The sequence below is a fragment of the Cytobacillus sp. FSL R5-0377 genome, from assembly GCF_038004385.1.
Taxonomy (GTDB): domain Bacteria; phylum Bacillota; class Bacilli; order Bacillales; family Cytobacillaceae; genus Cytobacillus.
Genome location: NZ_JBBORA010000001.1, coordinates 4,678,075 through 4,695,811, shown reverse-complemented (window position 1 = coordinate 4,695,811; position 17,737 = coordinate 4,678,075). Strand labels below are relative to the sequence as shown.

Here is a 17,737-nt window from a genome sequence, read left to right as displayed (position 1 = left end):
CTGACTTCTTCTGGTCCATTCATTACTATTTACTTTTTCAAGTTCAAAGGAAAACTTTTATTTTGGGATTTATGAACAATACAAGAAAATCTAAAATCCTATCTATCATTGAGGTTCTCATCAAAAACCGATAGTATAGGTTATAAAGCATCAGATTTTTCTTCCAGTGTAATTGAAGGAGCGTGCGGAAATCATGAATACTGTTCTTACATACTTTATTTCGCTTTTTGTCATTGTGATATCAGTATTTACGACCCTTTTTATCAAAAATGAACTGGAGCAAATGTTTCGGGAAAAGCATAATATGATCCCTTTTCATATATGTAATATACTTATCACCTTTATGGTTTCCATTGTAGCAGATGCCGTATTGACGATTTATATCTTTGGCGAGAATTACAATTGGCTGCTGCAGCTGCTGACCCTTCTATTCATGATCTTACCGATTTATTTCTTAGGTCACCTGGCATTTGAAAAATATAAATCTGTGTATAAAAAATACATACCTGCTGAGAGCGGGAAGATATTAGTACTTAATGAAAAGTACTTAAAAAAGAAAAAATGGCCTTCAAAATTCAAAAAATATAATGACTTTTAATAAAACTGAATTTAGGGATTGGAGCATGTAAGATGAAGAATGAACATTACTGGGTTTCAAAGCTTGGACTAACTCCTCATCCAGAAGGAGGATATTATAAAAGAACCTTTCACTCAGAGGAATGTACGTCAGATCAGGAATTGTCTGTGAAATTCGAGGGAACCCGCAAGCTTTATACAAGCATTTATTTCTTGTTAACTTCCAATGATGTGTCCCACTTTCATCGATTGAAGTCGGATGAATTATGGTATTTTCACGCCGGAAGTCCATTAACCATTCATGTCATCACCGAAAATGGTGAATATGAAGAAATGAAATTAGGGTTAAATCTTGATAATGGAGAAGTACCTCAAGCTTTAGTGCCGAAAAATTCAATCTTTGGTTCCTCTATTATGGAGGAAGATACATTCTCTTTAGCAGGCTGTATGGTTTCTCCAGGCTTTGAATTTCAGGATTTTGAAATGTTCACACAAGCAGACCTTTTATCCAAATATCCTCAGCATAAGGAAATTATTTTGAAGTTAGCCTATGAAAAGATTCCTGAATAGCGATAAATGCAGTTCATAATAACTTGCATTATGACGTTTTATAAGAAGTATTTTTAGACAACTCACGTGTGATCAAAATTACCCGATAGTGAACTATAAACTTAGTTTCCTTCGAGATTAATGATGCATTCTTAACAGAGTTCACTTCCCCTTCGATTAGCTGACCATGACGATATGACAGTAACTAAAATGATTGTTTAAAGTTGCCTGTTCTCAACAAAAACCAACTATAATAAACTGAAATTATCATAATTCCCAAATAATTTGTTGTCGGTTCCTTTATGCCTAAATTAAGGGGTGTAACAATGAAAAAAGGTTGGATTTCAATTTTAGGTAGATTGATTTTAGGTTTAATCTTCTCATTCTTTATACTCGAATATAAAGGCTGGCAATATATACGACACAATCGTAACGGAGAAGTAGAACAAGTCATCCAACACATAAATGTTTGGAGTTATTTTTATCATCCCTTTTAGACATACTATTCACTAGGAGGGTGTTTATATATGGAAGAACGTAAAGTAAAATTAACAACGGCTGAAATCGCAGCTCTTTGGAAAATATACCAGTCAAACACTGCAGTAAGATGTTTTTACAAACATTTTCAGCAGCATCTTCAAGATAAGAAAATAAAGTCAATCATTGAAGAGGTTTTGGCTTTAGTTGAATCGATTATTGAAAAAATCGAATACATATTCAAAGAAGAAGGGTTCCCAATACCAGATGGGTTTTCAGATAAAGATATTGATTTATCAGCTCCTCCTTTATATACAGAATATTTCGCATTAAGCTTCCTTTATCGCGGAGGGCAGGTTATTATCCCTAGTTATGCAAATGTTATACAAAGAGTTACGCGATTAGATTTATATAAATTTTTCAAAGAGTGTCTGTACCGTGAGACAGAAATACACCAGAAAGCATTAGGCATTATGCTCTCAAAAGGTATACTCGATCGGGCTCCAAGCATGGAATATCCGGAGAATGTTCAATACATTCAGGAACGGCCATCAATACTATCTACCTGGTTTGGTGAAAAAAGACCTCTAAATTCGATTGAAATATCCGAGCTTTTTGTTGAAATTGAAAGAAATGCTATTGGGTTAATCCTATTAATGGGATTAATACAGGTAACCAAAGATAAGGAAATAAAGAATTATTTATTAAAAGGAAAAAAACTGGCTGAAAAGCAAGTGGATTCGTTTGAAAAATTATTGAATGAAAGTAATCATTATACTGGCTTCCCATTGCCTGTGGAAGTAACGAATTCAACAGTTTCTCCGTTTTCTGACAGGTTAGTGCTTTTTATAATAGCTACTGCTAACCAAATTGCTGTGTCAGCACTTGCGGATGCATTATCTGTCACCATGCGGAAGGATGTAGCCCTCCATTATTCCTTAATTACTACTGAAGTTTTAAAGTACGGTGAAGAAGGACTGAAACTTTTGATTGAACGAGGCTGGATGGAGCAGCCGCCTCAGCCCATTGACCGAAATAAGCTTTCTGAATCCTAACTCATATTGAGGTTAAATAAGATCAAGTTACGTTCTTATTTTTCAGTAAAAACATCCATCTAATGGTTTCCGGTGAATTCCCGGATTATTGAAGTATAAAACATAGACCTCTCGAAAAAGAGGTCTTTTTGCTTGCAACAGAATCAAGAGATACCCTTGCTATAAACGTCCCCCCACCTTTTCCACCCAATGAATTTACTCAGACAACATGAATTCTGTAACTGCTTTTAATATTTTTAAAAAATCATATTGACTCTCACGTTACAGGATACTTTATAGTAACTAGTGAAGGGAGCGAAACACGATGAAAGTAAAGGAAGTAGCTGAATTAGTGGGAATTAGTGTGCGCACACTGCATCATTATGATGAAATTGGGTTATTAACTCCAGATGAAACCACTGAGGCCGGTTATCGGGTTTATTCTGACGAGAATCTCGAGACCCTGCAGCAAATCTTATTTTTTAAAGAGCTCGGCTTCCCTTTGAAAAAAATCAAGGAAATCATTGATAGTCCTTCTTTTGACCGGGAGGAAGCGCTGATCATGCAGCATAAGATGCTTCTCGAGAAAAAGAGACGGCTCGAAAAGATGATCGGGACTATTGAAAAAACCATCCAACATTCGAAAGGAGAAATACAAATGTCTAAACAGGAAAAGTTCGAAGGCTTTGACTTTAGCCATAACCCATATGAACAAGAAGCAAGAGAAAGGTGGGGTGACAAGGCAGTTGATGAAGCAAATGAAAAAGCGAAAAACATGACGGCTTTCGATCAGGAAAGGTTCAACGACATTTATCGCAGCCTTGCCTCCATTCGCCATCTCTCACCAGATTCCAAAGAAGCTCAAGAAGGGATTAAAGAGTGGTATCAATTCTTAAATAAGTTGGGGAACTACTCTCTTGATGCATTCAAGGGATTGGGGCAAATGTATGTTGATGACGAGCGCTTCACGAAGAATATTGACAAATTTGGTGAAGGCTTAGCACAATTCATGTGTGACGCTATGGCTGTATATGCGGATAAAAATAAAAAATAATGTCCAATAATGGCTATGGCTTTCCGCTATAGCCTTTTATAATGGTTCTTTTAAAAAGATTCTTGTTTTTGTTTATGAAGTCCGCCCGTTGATTTTTGTTCCAATCAACTCAGCAAATTAAAACAGCTTTGAAAAAGCAACAAACTTTATCAAAACAGCCTTTGCAATAAAAGACGCATTCCTTTTTATGAATGCGCCCGCTTGTCATAATTCCTACTTAAGTTTTGCCGCTGCTTTCGCTGGCAGTTCCCCCGCTTGCACCTCTTCCCACTCATCTACGAAGGAGCCTTTCACTTCTACTTTTAAAAAGGCATTTTCCCTTAATACTTTCCCGGAGCCAAACGTAATTTCCTTTTCTTCGCCTTCTTCGTTATATCCGATCAGTGTATACTCATATCGGCTGCCCTTTGGAACAGCTTCCTCATTAATCTGTACATACACTTCGTCTTTAGCTACTAATGGGTTAAAATGATCCATGTCTTCCTTTGGAACAATAATAAACAATCCAGCAATCAAAATAACGATTGCAAATAAAACCCCAACAAAACTTTTCATTAATAATCTTCCCCTTTATCTATTTTTTGTGGATGGAGCGCATCCAAGAATAAAAAACCTTAGCAGATTTGATCATTTAATTCAGCGGCCGCCCGCTTTCCATCTACAAGGACTACAACAATCGCAAACAGGAGTTCGAATAGCTTTTTCAATACTGTCCTCTCCTTTCTTTTAACTACTTGATGATTTCATTATAAAAAATAGCGGGTATTCTTCCTATCGATTTGGATTACATAAACATTACATTGTTGTAAGATAAGCACTTTTCGGGGCATTATTGATATAGCCCGAAGCCGAGCTATACTTTGCGAAGAGACAGAGAAATTAAAATAAATCATTAAACTGATAACCTTCCAAATATTATCAGTCCAGGTATGTCATGCATTCTAAATAGCCATTCCCCAATTGGACGGTTTTCTTAGGTAAGAAGACGTTTTTTGATTTATCCCTGCACATTAAGGGAGTAATGTTGAACTTAAACTATAAAGTGATTTTGTTTAAAAAGAGCCGGAATCTATAACAAAGAAAACTCGCCCAGTTTTGGGGCGAGTTTTGCTCTATTATAGCCATTGGAGATGTCAAAAAGAACTGTCAATTCGGTGCATATTTTTAGAAAAGCACCTCAAAACGGAACCCTTTAAGTTTACAGGTAAGCTCTCTTCTATATTTAAATTTTATTTATGAGAGACAGCATTTGAAAACTCCTCAAAGCTCATTTCTCCTAATGCAAATTTCGTACTTTCTGCAAAAATCCGTTCATTTTTCGTCAGTTCACGCTTTGCTGCCTTTTCGATCCATTCCTCTTCTCTATCCAAACTATCTAAAACATGCTTTTGTTTTGAAAAAGCTTCATAATATCTTAATCCAAATTTCCTTTGGGAAACAGCATCAGTATGTATGCCATCTGGATTTGCCGTCAAGCCTTTTGAGGTTACAAAATAGCAATTCTTTTCGGAATGAGCCACTTTAGATAAGATCTCGTTTATTTGTTTAAATTCTGCCGCACTTTTCCCGAATCCCGACTGTCCCAGATAATGTCCCAGCTCACCTATTATGATAGGAATATCCTTTGCATTCAATTCTTCTCTCAAATGTTTAAACAATGAAAGCAGTTTAGTTTCATATGTTTTATAACGTTCTCCGTAACTGTCGCTTTCACCCTGATGCCACAGGATTCCCACTAGTTCACTTGTTTCCATTGCGAATCTTGCTTCAGAAATCGCGTGTCTTGTTAATACTCCATCAATGGCCCATTCATCAATAGAACTGCCTCCCTCTGCACAAGGAATAAGCCCGATCTTCTCGCCTGGATGATCCTCTGTCCAGGCCTCGGCAAAAGAGGCTGCCGGCCCAACACCAGCTACGTGGCGATCAACATTTATTGGCTCCGCCATCATCTGCCATCTTCCGTTTCGCAGCATACTAATGTTTTCATTATAAATTGGAGGCACATCTTTCAAAAATCCTCTGCCAGCCATGTTGGATTGTCCGATTAATAGTATAGACTTCATATGGGATCCTTTCTTTTTCCGAGTTTTAATTCAATTTAGGCATGATATTGAATTGCTCACCGCATTTGTACATCTTTTAGACTTTCAATGTAATACATCAAACCGCATTTTTACAATACAATTTTACTAGGTACCCTAGAAAGTATACTGCCCTTTTCTTTATCACTCTACCATGCAGAATGAAGCCATTTCCGACCCGGGTGAACATTTACTAAGCAAAAAGGACACTTTCAATGCAAAAGCGCCCAATAACTGTATTAGTATGAAGGATCTTACTGGTCTGCCTATGAAGTATTAGTTGCTGAATAGGCGGACTAAAAAACCATCTTCTTCGACATGAGGCATAAAATAGGTGATTCCATAACTTGCAGCTACAGAGATAATGACTGTCCAAAGGAATAAACTGGCCAGCATCCAGCCGGTTACCCTCTTTCTTGTCGAACCAAAGCTCATACCCATAAACGCGGATATATGAGATCCCACGAAAAAAGGGCCAATGATCGCTAAGCCGGGTAAGCCATATTTGTCAAAAAGTGCACGGGCACGCTTGCTTTTTTTCGACTCTTCCATGCCCTCAGCATCTGCTTGGGCTGCTGCAACTTCTTCCACATGCATTACATCTTGCATACGCTTCTTTTGTTTTCTCTTTTTCATCCATTTCTTCACTTGATCCACAAAAACAATTAACAAAACCACTGTCAGAGCATTCCCTAAAAAGGCAACTATCGCTGTCAGTACTGGCGATAAACCACCGATGATAGCCAATGGAATCACAGTTATAAGTTCAAATAACGGAATTGCTGCCAAAAGAAATACAAATATATATGATAAAATCATTTCACACGTCCTCCCCTTTATTCATAAAGTTTTTTAACTTCCGACCAAAAAATAAAATACTGCCCAATGCCAAGTATAGTCAAAGCGATGACAGGGAGCAGCTCGACATCTCTAAACAGTGTCACCGCAACAATTGCTGCCGGTATTGCAAAATAGTAATAAATATACACCTTTCGGCAAGCCCGATACGTAATATATTGATGTCCTTCATCTTCCTCCTTCAGTTCATAAGGGATGAAGGTAAGAATACGAATCTTCCGGTCTGGGTACTTACGGTTAAAATAAACCATTGTTCCGAAATAGATGATGACAAAAATAGCATAAGCAATAAAAATCATTGTTGTCATGTAATTCCGCTGCTCTAAAACGATGCTCATTGAATAAATGACCGCAAGCCCAATCAGAAACACGCTCATTGTAAAAGGTGAACGCAAAAACCGTTCCATGATCACTCCTCCTCCCCTTCAATCCAAAACACTTCCTCTAAATCGACATGCAGTGCTTTAGCGATTTTCAATGCTAACAGCACAGAGGGTGCATAGTCCCCTTTTTCAATCATGCCAATGGTTTGACGGGTGGCACCAGCCAATTTAGCTAAATCAGATTGTGTATAATTATGCCTCGCTCTTAATTCCTTCACTCTATTCCTCAGCATATTTAACATCCCCTATTACCATGTCCTTCTTCTTTATTGTAAAGTATTCTTTACATTAGGTCAAACATATTTGTCATTTTGTTAAGAATTCATAGCATATATCGTAGTTACTCATAATTCAAAGCCTGGTGCAATGATAGATAATGAAGTGCCCTGGCCTTTAAAAAGTCTGCCACCACAAATCGCATTACTACAAAACAGCTGTTACTCATCAATCTGGTCCTTTTCATGAAGAAGGCGCTTTTCCTCATTTCTGAGAAGCGCCAGTTTGTAAAATATAAGGTTTAAGTTAAGATATTTAAAGAGTTAATAACTTCCACTAATTAACTCCATTGATTTTAATTGCAAAGTGTTTCTAAATGAGTCCGAATTACTTCCTTTACCTTTTCCGGAGTATACACATCAGGTCTTAACAAAGCATGGATTGACAATCCGTCAATCAATGCCGATAGCCTTATTTTTTCTAATTCAACATTAATGGAATCCAATAAAATCCCCTTTAGAACTAAGATCTCGAGCATTGATTTCGCTAATTCATATGTACCGTTAGTCATTTCATCTTTCTTTTCTTTTAATGTATCACTTGTAAGTGAACGCAGTGCAAATATCCACCAGACACTCGTTTCAGCCTTCTTTTCGTCATCAATTGGTACAAGCTCTAATAGTACTTCTTCTACTGCCCGCAATGGTTTTTCCGACCACTCTTTGTTTTGAGAACGTTTTTTTCCTTCCTCTAAGTAGTAATTCATGATAAACAATAACATTTCGTCTTGAGTAGAAAAGTAATGTCTTAACGCTCCTGCAGACATCCCTGCTTCTGCTGCAACCCTGCGTATAGATGCACTTTCAACCCCCTCTTCCTTAATAATATTCCATGCTGCTTCGGCGATTGTTTTCCGTTTTTGTTCGTGATTAACGATTCTTGGCATGATAAAACACTTCCTTTTTTTAGCACGGTGTGTTATTATATTTTTAACACAGTGTGTTATTATAATACCACCTTTTAAGAAAGGGTACTATTGATATGTTTGAAACAATGAACTATTGATGCCTTCTTCATCCATAGATTTATCGACAACCCTAATGTATATTTCCATTTGTGCATTCATTGATATATTAAGCCCTGGAGTACTTGCTGTAACAGCTTATATGATATTGTCACAACCGAATCAATTATCTTCACGTTTGCTTGTTTTTTTGTTTATTACACAGTTAGGGTATATTACATTAGGTTTGCTGCTTTACTTTGGTGGAAATTCACTCTTGAAGAAGGTAGAACAATTATCAGAATTTGACTTTATTAATTGGTTTTATATCCTATTGGGTGCTGTTCCTGCAATAATAAATTTTAGTAAACCACAAGAATCCACAAAGAAATGTTTCATTTCAATTATCTCTAATAATATAACCCTTAAAGGGATGATTGTAGTGGGAATGGTTGTTTTCCTAATTGAATTTGTAACTGCTTTGCCTTATTTTTATTCAATCTTTTTAATGAATCATCTAGATATCAAGACTGCACCTTCTGTCTTTATAATCATTGGGTACAATCTGATCATGATTCTTCCTTCTCTGCTATTGTTAGGGATTAATTGTAGGTTTAAAGAGAGGCTTCAGCAATTACTTAATAAAATCCAAATTCAAATTAAATGAAGCTCCTATTTCTTCACTCCTGGCCGCAACAGGTGTTGCAGGAGCAATTTTTTTCAATATTGGACTTAGAGGCATATTAAATTAAAAGAAAGTAAGAGGTGTTCATCATGAAAGAAATCATTAATGGAGTTAGTCTGCTCTTCCTTATTCAAGGTGTAGGCGGATTTATTAATCATTTGACTAATGGCGGAAAAAGCTGGTTTTTAGTAAATTATATTGGTGCATTTCAAGGGTTTGAAATCGTTATCGACATTCTATTAATTGTTATTGGAGGAATTATCGCTTTATATTCTCGTAAAATACCATCAAGTAACACCGATAAATAAATTTTATAAAATAATATAAATACAAAGTGAGAACTTCTCCCTATGTATTATTTGATTAATAGTAGTAAAAGAGCCCCACTCGTTTGGAAAAGGGGGCCTTGCTTTAAATTAGAACAGTATTGCTGCTATCTAATTAAAAATTAGCACATGCTGGGAGGAATATTTTGCGGATTCATCTTTAGAGCTTGTGGTGGAGTATTAAAAATATATGGCGGCGCCGGTTTTAGTTTTGGTGCCTTAGCAAATGGAAGCGGATGTTCAACATAATTGAAAGTACCCTGACAATCCATGCTCGTTCCATGTGCCCACCTTCCCTTTGCACTATCATTACCTTTTGAAAAGTTAAATAAAGTATAAGAGACTTCACGTTTTTCAAGTTCTTTAGGAAATGCTACCGGGACAACAATTCCTCCTTCTGCTTCCTCAAGTTCCTTAATAGCCGCAATCCACTGGTTTTGATGCATCGTGTCGCGCGCAATAAGAAAAGACAGCATATCCTTTACGCCTCTGTCATTTGTAGACTCGTATAAACGAACTGCCTGGAGCCGCCCTTGAGATTCAGCATTTAAATTAGCTCTGAAGTCAGCTAAAAGGTTGCCACTTGCAGCAATATAGTCTGCCTTCCAACGGTTACCGACACTGTCAGATGGCATTGCACCCAGTCCTGACACAATCGCATGCTGCGGGTTCATACCACCCAGAATAGCTCCTAAGACTGGATCTTTCGCGGCCTCTTCCAGGTCTCCTACTGGCGCATTATCTAACAAACGGGCTATCATAGTTGCCAGCATCTCTATATGTGCAAGCTCTTCTGTCCCAGTATCCATTAGTAAATCTTTATACTTTCCATTCCCTCTTACATTCCACCCTTGAAATAAATATTGAAGTGCAACAGAGATTTCACCAAATTGCCCTCCCAGTACTTCCTGTAACTTTTTTGCAAAAATTGGATCAGGCCTTTCAGGTTTAGCCTGATACTGCAATTCTTTTATATGATAAAAAATAGGGATCTCCTCCTCTTTTTTTCTGATTACCCACCAATCCAACTTATGCAATTTTTAAGCATATTGCTCCTGTACACTTAAAAGTATTTTAGGAACTTCTTATTAAACTAACTGCTCTTAGCTCAATAAAAAAAGCGACACCTCATATTGAAGTATCGCTCCCGCTTTTTCTAAAACAAGCCGTTCTCCCATAAGGAAACCGCTTGTTTATGGTCATCTCTAATTTCCAGTCTGTGTTTGCTCTTTTAATGAATTCATTTTTAAAGCAGAAGCTAGTATGATGGCCAAACTTACTGCTCCAATCCATACAAGGGCAGATAAAGGGGAACTCCAGGTTAGTCCCTTACCAAAGAAGAATAATTCACGCAAACCTTCTATCATAAAACGCATTGGCAGCCAAGAATAAATCCACTCTCGATATATTGGAGACATCATTTCAGGTGCCAGTGCCAGTAAAGGTGCGCCAAAGAATAACAATAAGGCAAAGACTGGGATACCTTTAATGCCAACGAATGAAAGTACAGCTAAAATCATTAGGATAAAGCTGAATGAAGTAACTGCTAAAAATAATGCTGTATCAAGGAAATCCGGTATATTAAATCCTACCATTCCCTCTGCTAACCACGTTAATCCAAATCCAATGACAAGGGAAATCATTGCAGCCATTAAAACTTGCACTGCCTTTGCCCTAAGGTTCTCTTTTCGATTAGCTATTGGCAGTTTACTAACGGCAAGAAAGAGAATCGCTGCACTTGCTAAGCTGCCAATCCATAACGGCTGGAATAAGGATACAGGAGAATTGCCATTTGCACTATTAGTACCGATTTCATTCACATTCGTAACTTTTTTTGTAATAGGAGCTGCTAAGCTTGCGGCTTGTTTCGCTGTAAGGGTTGCTCCCTGTTTTTCAGCACCATCAAAGAGTTCTTTACGGATATTGTTATTCATATTGTCAACTATTCCATTCAATAACTGTCCTGCCATTGTAGAAGCTGCTGTATTCATTCCCTGGTTAATATATATTTGAATTTCAGGTGAGGAAGGTGCTGCCGTCTTGAAAGAAGCCTGTTTCACACTGAAATCTTTCGGAATGACTAATGCTGCATAATATTTTTGATGATCCATTCCTTTTTGTGCCTCTTCTGCTGTTTTTACTTTTACCCATTTCACAGCTGGGTCTTCACCATCTGCAGAACCTGAATTCTTTTGTATCATTTCAATTATCGTTTTCCCCATATTCAAATTTGGCTGATTTGGAACTTCCACTCCGTCGTCCTCATTTACGATGGCAATCGGCAGATTTTTCGGTTGTGGCTGTACTGATGGAAACAATGTAAGCGAGAATATAAAAATAATGGCCAATGCGATGATTGGAGCAGCTAATAACAGTTTGTTTTTGAACATATATTTATTCCTCCCCGTATTTTTTGTTATAATAACGAACAACCTGTTGTTTATTATACTTCTAATCTTATTATTGAATTGCTTACTGCTCAATCATCAACAATGTCAGATGTGTTGGTTACGGAACACTTTATATAAATGTGTTGGATAATATTTTTGGGAGGGAGTACCTTGCGTGAAAGTAATACGGATTTACGGGTCATTCGGACAAAAGAATCCATCCGGGATGCACTCGTAGAATTAATCGAGGAAAAAGGTTTCGAGGCGATTACAGTTAAAGACATAACAACCAGAGCAAGGATTAATCGAGGTACATTTTATGCACACTATCAAGATAAATTTGACTTAATAATGAAATGTGAAGACGAAATTATGCTTGAGATGTACCGAATTGCCAAACAGAACTTACCAGGAGTTATTGCCATACTTGAAGCCAATTCGGCGACGTTAACACCACTTCCCGCTGCTGTTTCAATTTTTGAATATATAGATCAAAATAGTGATTTTATGAAAGCTGTATTAGGCCCTAAGGGAGACTTATCATTTCAATCCAGGCTGAAACATTTTATTTGGAAAACAATGTTTGGAAATAATCCGGATGCATTGATTAAGGAAGATGATTTACTGGTTCCAGGACAATATTTAGCTTCCTACGTCGCATCTGCACATATAGGAGTCATTCAGCAATGGCTGGATAGTGGCAGGAAGGAATCTCCCCAAGAAATGGCACGGATTCTATCAACTATGACTGCTAATGGCCCCCTCTTTGCTGCTGGGTTAAAAAATGATAAAAGGGACCATACCTAAAATAAGGTACCCTCCCTTTTTTTTGCTGATTAAACTAAGTTTGTTAAACCAGGATAGGAGATTACAAACCGAAATTAACATATTTACCCAGATTTTTTAAATGTTTTGGTGTGCTTATCCTAATTGGCGTTTAAATACTTTGATGGCAATGAAGTATGCGATGAGCATGATGCCGACGCACCAGACTAGGGCGGTCCAGATACCATCGCCAGCTTCTCCTTCATACAATAGGGCTCTTATTGAATTTACAATTGAGGTCACTGGCTGATTCTCAGCGAACAAACGAACTATTTTAGGCATGGTTTCAGTAGGGACAAAAGCAGAACTGATAAACGGCAGGAAAATAAGCGGATACGAGTACGCTGTCGCCCCTTCCATAGACCCTGCTGTCAATCCGGGAATGACCGCAAGCCATGTTAGTGCCAATGTAAACACCCCTAGTAAACCCACTACCCCAAGCCAATCCAAAAGATCAGCGTTAGGCCGGAAGCCTATTAAAAGGGCGATGAGAATAACCAACATAATAGTGAACGCATTGGAAATAAGCGAGGTCAATACGTGAGCCCATAATACGGAAGATCGTTTTATTGGCATGGTTATGAAACGCGCCATCAGACCGCCCTTTACATCATTAAATAACCGCAAGGAAGTATAAGCAACACCTGATGCAATCGTGATTAGCAGGATTCCCGGCACTAAATAATTCACGTAGTTCTCCGTTCCTGTCTGAATAGCTCCGCCAAATACATAGACAAACAGCAGCATCATCATAATCGGTGTAATGGCAACCGTGATAATTGTATCAGGACTGCGCATGATATTTCGTATTAATCGCCCTAATAAAACCCCAGTGCTGCTTTTCATTTTAATCCTCCTTTATTGCCGATAATCGCAAGGAAAATTTCCTCCAATGCCGGCTGCTTCTCAATGTATTCCACTTTTACTGGAGGGAACATCTCCTTTAGTTCAGTAAGAGTACCGGTCTTGATGACTCTTCCCTCATGCAGGATGGCAATTCTATCTGCCAATTTTTCAGCTTCCTCCAGGTACTGGGTCGTCAGAAATATGGTGGTGCCTCCTCCTGCAAGCTCTTTGATGGTATCCCAGACCTCAATCCGGGCTTCAGGATCAAGCCCTGTTGTCGGTTCATCCAGGAAAATGACCGCTGGCGTCCCGATCAGGCTCATTGCGATGTCTAGCCGTCGCTTCATTCCTCCCGAATACTTTTCGGTTCTTTGATTGGCAGCTTCAGTTAGACTAAATCTTGCAAGCAGGTTGTCTGCGACTTGAGCCGGTTTAGAAACTCCCCGCAACTTTGCGATCATTATCAAGTTTTCTCTCCCGGTAAGTATGCCGTCTAAAGCTGCAAACTGTCCTGTCAGGCTAATACTCTGGCGAACATGTTCTGATTGAATTTGGGTGTCATATCCACAAATACACACTTCGCCTCCATCTGGTTTCATCAGAGTCGATAGGATGTGAACTGCAGTTGTCTTGCCTGCTCCATTTGAACCAAGCAGTGCGAAGATTTCACCTCGACTCACTTCAAGGTCCACGTCCTTTAAGACTTCCTTGCTGTTAAAAGATTTTTTTAATCCTTTTACTGAAATGGCTGGATTACTCATATTTTTTCCCTCCTATATACAAGGCTCATATACTACACTACTCAGTATCACTTGTAATCTGTAATACTTACTACCGGTCAAAAAATATAACTGAATAGTGTAATTGAAACATCGGTAATCAACTATTCAGCCGAAATTATCTACTTGATCCTTTGGAACTCGCAGTCACCCGCGATCTATCGTGTCGTTTAATTTTTTTCTATATTTGTCCTTCCAAGTTTCCTCATCCTTCACCAGCTCGTCGCAGAAAGCAGCCACGTCCTCTCCGGTAAGATCTGTAACCTTCTTTCCTTCAGCTGCTCCTTCTTCGAAAAGGTCGAGAATGCCAATAAAGATACGGCTGCTATCCTTCCAATCGGTTGGAGCACCGCCGGCAGTCCACATATATTTTTGGATAGCTTTGTAAGCGGTACGGTATTCATTGGGAAGTGCCTTCGCACGTGCCTCCATGTCCCTCCATTCCCGCTTACCTTCCAGGCTTCCGATAATTTTCTCAAAAATGTTCATATTACTTCACTCCTTTTAATTTTTTACTCTTAAGTTCGTAAATTTTACTTGAGACGAAATCCCATTTTTTCCAAAATAGCTCGAGGTGCTCTTTACCAGCTGCGTTGAGTGTGTAAAATTTTCTTGGCGGCCCCATATTGGATGGCTTTTTCTCGATATCCACCAATTTATTTTTCTCAAGCCGCATGGTAATGGTATAAACTGTGCCCTCAACTACATCAGTGAAGCCAAGCTCTCGCAGCTGCTGTGTGATTTCATAGCCATAAGTTTCACCGCGGCTGATGATTTCAAGAACACAGCCTTCAAGCACCCCTTTCAGCATCTCTGTAATATTTTCCATTATTTTCCTCCTTTCTGATATAACTTTAATTAAGGGTTTTAATTATGGTATTATGTGTTACTGGTATTCATTATCACTGACTACTACTATATAGTATTACAGATTAGTGCTATTTGTCAAAAAAACTTTTCGTCAAAAAAGCCCTTTTTTCCCCCTAGAGTATTATAGGCTTTTTCATCCTCAGGAAATTAAGCAGCATGTAATCTTCTTAAGCAGAGCGATTCCTTCAGATTTCACATTGCGAAATGATGGCGGATTAGTACGCACGCAGCGTTTGTGCTAGTCTTTGATTAATAAAAAAAAAGACCGATAAATAAACATCGATCTTTTCAATGATATACCATTTTTACATGCCTAACAGCTGTTCTCCCAATTTCGTATTAATGCCTTTACCATATCCTATAAATTAGTTGTCTGTTTTCAATACATAAAAAAACAGACACCCTTTTATTCTCCTATCATCCCATCGTTATCACGATCGTCCATATAAGGATATAGCCAATGATCGCTCATAATGGACATGCTGTAACCTGCATCTTTTGCTTCTTGTATAGTCACTTGGCCGTTACCATTTGTATCGACACTAGAGATATCATCTTTTTTGTTGTCCTCGTTGATTAATCATCTTCAAATAATTTTTCTCCTCGGTGGAGTCGTATGGCAATTTGTGCTGTATGCGGCATTTCCCTGGCAGTTGGGGCATGGCCTGCCAGATAACGTGTTACCGCGAGAATCAATGTTTCCTGTGCATACCTGGCAAACTCGGAATCCTCTTTTTCCCAATGATCATGTTCGATCATTGCTGCTTCATACATTTGAAATGAATGAAACTCTGCATCCTCCCTTAGTAAAGCGTGTCCCAGCGTATTTAAGAGTTGACTTTTATCACCGCCGCGTGCAAGATAATTTACTGCCCATCTTGCTGATTCTGAAACCTGCTGCTGTTGATTCATCATCTCCAATAATTCTGAATGATTCTGCGGTTCAGTTTCTCCATCCTTTGGTTCCGGTCTTCTTGCAGACGGTGTATTGAGAAAACGGTCAAGATACACACTCATTGCTCCGTGGAAAACAGCCCTGGTCAATTCAGGTGTTGTAGAGCGGCGTAACGATTCATGTACCGCATGTGCGTGAGTAAAAGTATGAAGTACGGTAATCCAATCCCTGAAATCATTTTGAACATGGAAACGGGAAATCCGGTCTGCAGCCGCTAAGGTTACGATCTGGGCCAAACGGGAAGGAGTGACGCCGTTTTTAAGTACATCTACCATGGTATTTACCGTTTTGATAGGATCATCAGATAAAATTTGTTGAGTCAAGGCTGTTTCATCTATATAATTGCCCCCTGGTGAGGTGTCATCAGCAAGGATATTAGGTAATTTCCGGAACGCTTCCATTAATGGTTTGACCAGGTTCACAGGAGATTGCCAGCTATGGGATTCTTCACTGCGGGATACATCACCGATACCAGGTATCAAGGATGACAATACATAGGGCCGATTCTCAAAACCAATCTGATTTAAAATCTCGAATGCTTTATTATGAAAATCAAGAGTATGACCAGTATTTACATAAAAATGATCCGTGACCGCTGTCATCATCATGTCAGCAAGCTGTTCTTCCGAGAACCCCAATTCTATCGCGGTCAATAGCACCCGCTCTGCTCCCTGCGAATCACGCACCTCCACACAATGACGATACCATTCTGATAATTGTTCGAATGATTGGGTATTCTTTTCATTTAATACAGGAAGGGATCCAAGTAAAAAGCGTGTTCCCATTCCGGCACTTTCCCGTGCAACATGAACCAGGCCTTGAAACATAGCCATTATCTGGCCAGTTTTATCCAATTTAGGCAATACATTTGTCATGGCTGTTAAAATCGTTAATCCCGATCCCCATCCACTCCTTCGATGTGTTGTTCCGAAATCGACACCGATTTTTGCAATCTCTGTCGCCGGATAACCCGCTTCCATCAATCCTACAACTGCTTTGGCGATGACAAGACTAATATTTTGCTCAAGGCCGTCACGTAATCGCTTCTTTAATTTTTCGATTGTCACCTTGTTAAATGGAACCGGGTGAACCCAAACCTCATCTGCCTTAATCTCGACAGGATAAGCAGGGACATCATCTGCCCAAGGATCCAAGGTTCCGCCGCTTTTTATATCAAAGCGCGCATGATGCCAGTGACACGTCAAAATCCCATCACATAGGCTTCCTGTATGGAGGGGAAAACCCATATGCGGGCAGCGGTTATCCACCGCATAGACTTGTTTTTCGTAAACAAATACGGCAATTGCATGACTACCAGCTTTAATTACCTTTGCACCTTCATCTCAAGCGTCTTTAACGAGCCTGCATAAATCAATTCTGACAATGGAATCACTCCCTAAAATGAAATTTATATGACCCCTCTAGATTAGGATAGAAAGCTTACTAAAATGGTTATCTACAACTTTATATTATGGATGAAATACAGGAATCCTTCATAAGTGGGGACTTTTTCTCATCCAAAAGGCTGATAGATGGATTAACTATGCTCTCTCCACAAAGGGCCTTTCGTCGAAAGAACATCATCTTCATGATCAAAACCAGGAGAGTGGCCAACCTCATGTCCAGCAGTTTATTTTTTCCTGGCATCACTTAGTGGGCAGAAAACTGCCCAATACTTAATATTTGACCAATCACTATAAACACATCGGCACGAGCTAATGTAACCGCTAAGTCGGAGCTGAACAGTTTCTGATAGATAGGACTGACGCTTTTTTCCATTTTGAAGCACCTGCTTTCATGGAGAGGCTGGTATGATCGGCATATTGA

At 38.8% G+C, this 17,737-nt stretch carries 19 protein-coding genes and 2 pseudogenes; 7 read left to right on the top strand and 14 right to left on the bottom strand.

Annotation, left to right across the window (positions count from 1 at the left end):
• Window positions 1-193 precede the first annotated feature (193 nt).
• The 4 genes from NSQ49_RS23720 (at window position 194) to NSQ49_RS23705 (ending at window position 3,690) form a co-directional block, all read left to right on the top strand.
• Window positions 194-598 carry a hypothetical protein gene (locus NSQ49_RS23720; RefSeq protein ID WP_159865491.1) on the top strand — a complete coding sequence of 135 codons (405 nt, stop codon included), beginning with the start codon at window positions 194-196 and terminating at the stop codon, window positions 596-598.
• 32 nt (window positions 599-630) lie between these two features.
• Window positions 631-1,146, top strand: a complete 516-nt coding sequence (locus NSQ49_RS23715; protein ID WP_159865488.1) for a cupin domain-containing protein — start codon at window positions 631-633, stop codon at window positions 1,144-1,146.
• 506 nt (window positions 1,147-1,652) lie between these two features.
• The gene (locus NSQ49_RS23710; RefSeq protein WP_159865485.1) at window positions 1,653-2,657 is read left to right on the top strand and encodes a DUF3231 family protein; all 1,005 of its coding nucleotides are present in this window, start codon (window positions 1,653-1,655) and stop codon (window positions 2,655-2,657) included.
• Between the two features lie 304 nt (window positions 2,658-2,961).
• Window positions 2,962-3,690 carry a MerR family transcriptional regulator gene (locus NSQ49_RS23705; RefSeq protein ID WP_251284947.1) on the top strand — a complete coding sequence of 243 codons (729 nt, stop codon included), beginning with the start codon at window positions 2,962-2,964 and terminating at the stop codon, window positions 3,688-3,690.
• Window positions 3,691-3,903: 213 nt separating this feature from the next.
• On the opposite strand, the gene NSQ49_RS23700 is transcribed toward NSQ49_RS23705, so the two are convergent.
• From NSQ49_RS23700 to NSQ49_RS23675, 6 genes are all read right to left on the bottom strand, one after another.
• Window positions 3,904-4,245, bottom strand: coding sequence for a YxeA family protein (locus NSQ49_RS23700; protein ID WP_251284946.1), 342 nt, complete (start codon window positions 4,243-4,245; stop codon window positions 3,904-3,906).
• 674 nt (window positions 4,246-4,919) lie between these two features.
• Window positions 4,920-5,756 carry a sialate O-acetylesterase gene (locus NSQ49_RS23695; protein ID WP_251284945.1) on the bottom strand — a complete coding sequence of 279 codons (837 nt, stop codon included), beginning with the start codon at window positions 5,754-5,756 and terminating at the stop codon, window positions 4,920-4,922.
• 294 nt (window positions 5,757-6,050) lie between these two features.
• On the bottom strand, window positions 6,051-6,593 hold the full coding sequence (locus NSQ49_RS23690; protein ID WP_251284944.1) for a small multi-drug export protein: 543 nt from the start codon (window positions 6,591-6,593) through the stop codon (window positions 6,051-6,053).
• 17 nt (window positions 6,594-6,610) lie between these two features.
• Window positions 6,611-7,039: a hypothetical protein gene (locus NSQ49_RS23685; protein ID WP_251284943.1), complete on the bottom strand. Its 429-nt coding sequence runs from the start codon at window positions 7,037-7,039 to the stop codon at window positions 6,611-6,613.
• Window positions 7,040-7,041: 2 nt separating this feature from the next.
• Entirely contained in the window at window positions 7,042-7,248 is a 207-nt protein-coding gene (locus NSQ49_RS23680; RefSeq protein WP_251284942.1) for a helix-turn-helix transcriptional regulator, read from the bottom strand.
• A 338-nt stretch (window positions 7,249-7,586) separates the two neighbouring features.
• Complete coding sequence (locus NSQ49_RS23675; protein ID WP_251284941.1) at window positions 7,587-8,177, bottom strand: TetR/AcrR family transcriptional regulator; 591 nt, start codon at window positions 8,175-8,177, stop codon at window positions 7,587-7,589.
• A 118-nt stretch (window positions 8,178-8,295) separates the two neighbouring features.
• Between NSQ49_RS23675 and NSQ49_RS23670 the strand changes: the two genes are divergently transcribed.
• Complete coding sequence (locus tag NSQ49_RS23670) at window positions 8,296-8,901, top strand: GAP family protein (protein WP_251284940.1); 606 nt, start codon at window positions 8,296-8,298, stop codon at window positions 8,899-8,901.
• 107 nt (window positions 8,902-9,008) lie between these two features.
• On the top strand, window positions 9,009-9,227 hold the full coding sequence (locus NSQ49_RS23665) for a hypothetical protein (RefSeq protein WP_159865461.1): 219 nt from the start codon (window positions 9,009-9,011) through the stop codon (window positions 9,225-9,227).
• A gap of 140 nt (window positions 9,228-9,367) precedes the next feature.
• On the opposite strand, the gene NSQ49_RS23660 is transcribed toward NSQ49_RS23665, so the two are convergent.
• Window positions 9,368-10,231 carry a manganese catalase family protein gene (locus NSQ49_RS23660; protein ID WP_251284949.1) on the bottom strand — a complete coding sequence of 288 codons (864 nt, stop codon included), beginning with the start codon at window positions 10,229-10,231 and terminating at the stop codon, window positions 9,368-9,370.
• A gap of 219 nt (window positions 10,232-10,450) precedes the next feature.
• Window positions 10,451-11,635, bottom strand: coding sequence for a YhgE/Pip domain-containing protein (locus NSQ49_RS23655; RefSeq protein WP_251284939.1), 1,185 nt, complete (start codon window positions 11,633-11,635; stop codon window positions 10,451-10,453).
• 171 nt (window positions 11,636-11,806) lie between these two features.
• Here NSQ49_RS23655 and NSQ49_RS23650 point away from each other — a divergent pair, with 171 nt between their 5' ends.
• Window positions 11,807-12,442: a TetR/AcrR family transcriptional regulator gene (locus NSQ49_RS23650; RefSeq protein WP_251284938.1), complete on the top strand. Its 636-nt coding sequence runs from the start codon at window positions 11,807-11,809 to the stop codon at window positions 12,440-12,442.
• 114 nt (window positions 12,443-12,556) lie between these two features.
• Here the strand turns inward: NSQ49_RS23650 and NSQ49_RS23645 are convergent, their stop codons facing one another.
• The 6 genes and pseudogenes from NSQ49_RS23645 to NSQ49_RS23625 all read right to left on the bottom strand — a co-directional run bounded on the left by NSQ49_RS23645 (window position 12,557) and on the right by NSQ49_RS23625 (window position 17,294).
• Window positions 12,557-13,306: an ABC transporter permease gene (locus NSQ49_RS23645; RefSeq protein ID WP_251284937.1), complete on the bottom strand. Its 750-nt coding sequence runs from the start codon at window positions 13,304-13,306 to the stop codon at window positions 12,557-12,559.
• Window positions 13,303-14,067 carry an ABC transporter ATP-binding protein gene (locus NSQ49_RS23640; RefSeq protein WP_159865449.1) on the bottom strand — a complete coding sequence of 255 codons (765 nt, stop codon included), beginning with the start codon at window positions 14,065-14,067 and terminating at the stop codon, window positions 13,303-13,305. The genes NSQ49_RS23645 and NSQ49_RS23640 overlap by 4 nt, the downstream gene beginning before the upstream one ends.
• 165 nt (window positions 14,068-14,232) lie before the next feature.
• A complete protein-coding gene (locus tag NSQ49_RS23635) occupies window positions 14,233-14,574 on the bottom strand; it encodes a DUF1048 domain-containing protein (RefSeq protein WP_251284936.1) in 342 nt (113 codons plus the stop codon).
• A 1-nt stretch (window position 14,575) separates the two neighbouring features.
• Window positions 14,576-14,914, bottom strand: coding sequence for a PadR family transcriptional regulator (locus NSQ49_RS23630; RefSeq protein WP_159865444.1), 339 nt, complete (start codon window positions 14,912-14,914; stop codon window positions 14,576-14,578).
• Between the two features lie 447 nt (window positions 14,915-15,361).
• A pseudogene (locus tag NSQ49_RS26755) lies at window positions 15,362-15,517 on the bottom strand (DNA/RNA non-specific endonuclease); the annotation flags it as partial.
• Window positions 15,518-15,531: 14 nt separating this feature from the next.
• Window positions 15,532-17,294: pseudogene (locus NSQ49_RS23625) on the bottom strand (Rieske (2Fe-2S) protein).
• Between the last annotated feature and the right edge of the window lie 443 nt (window positions 17,295-17,737).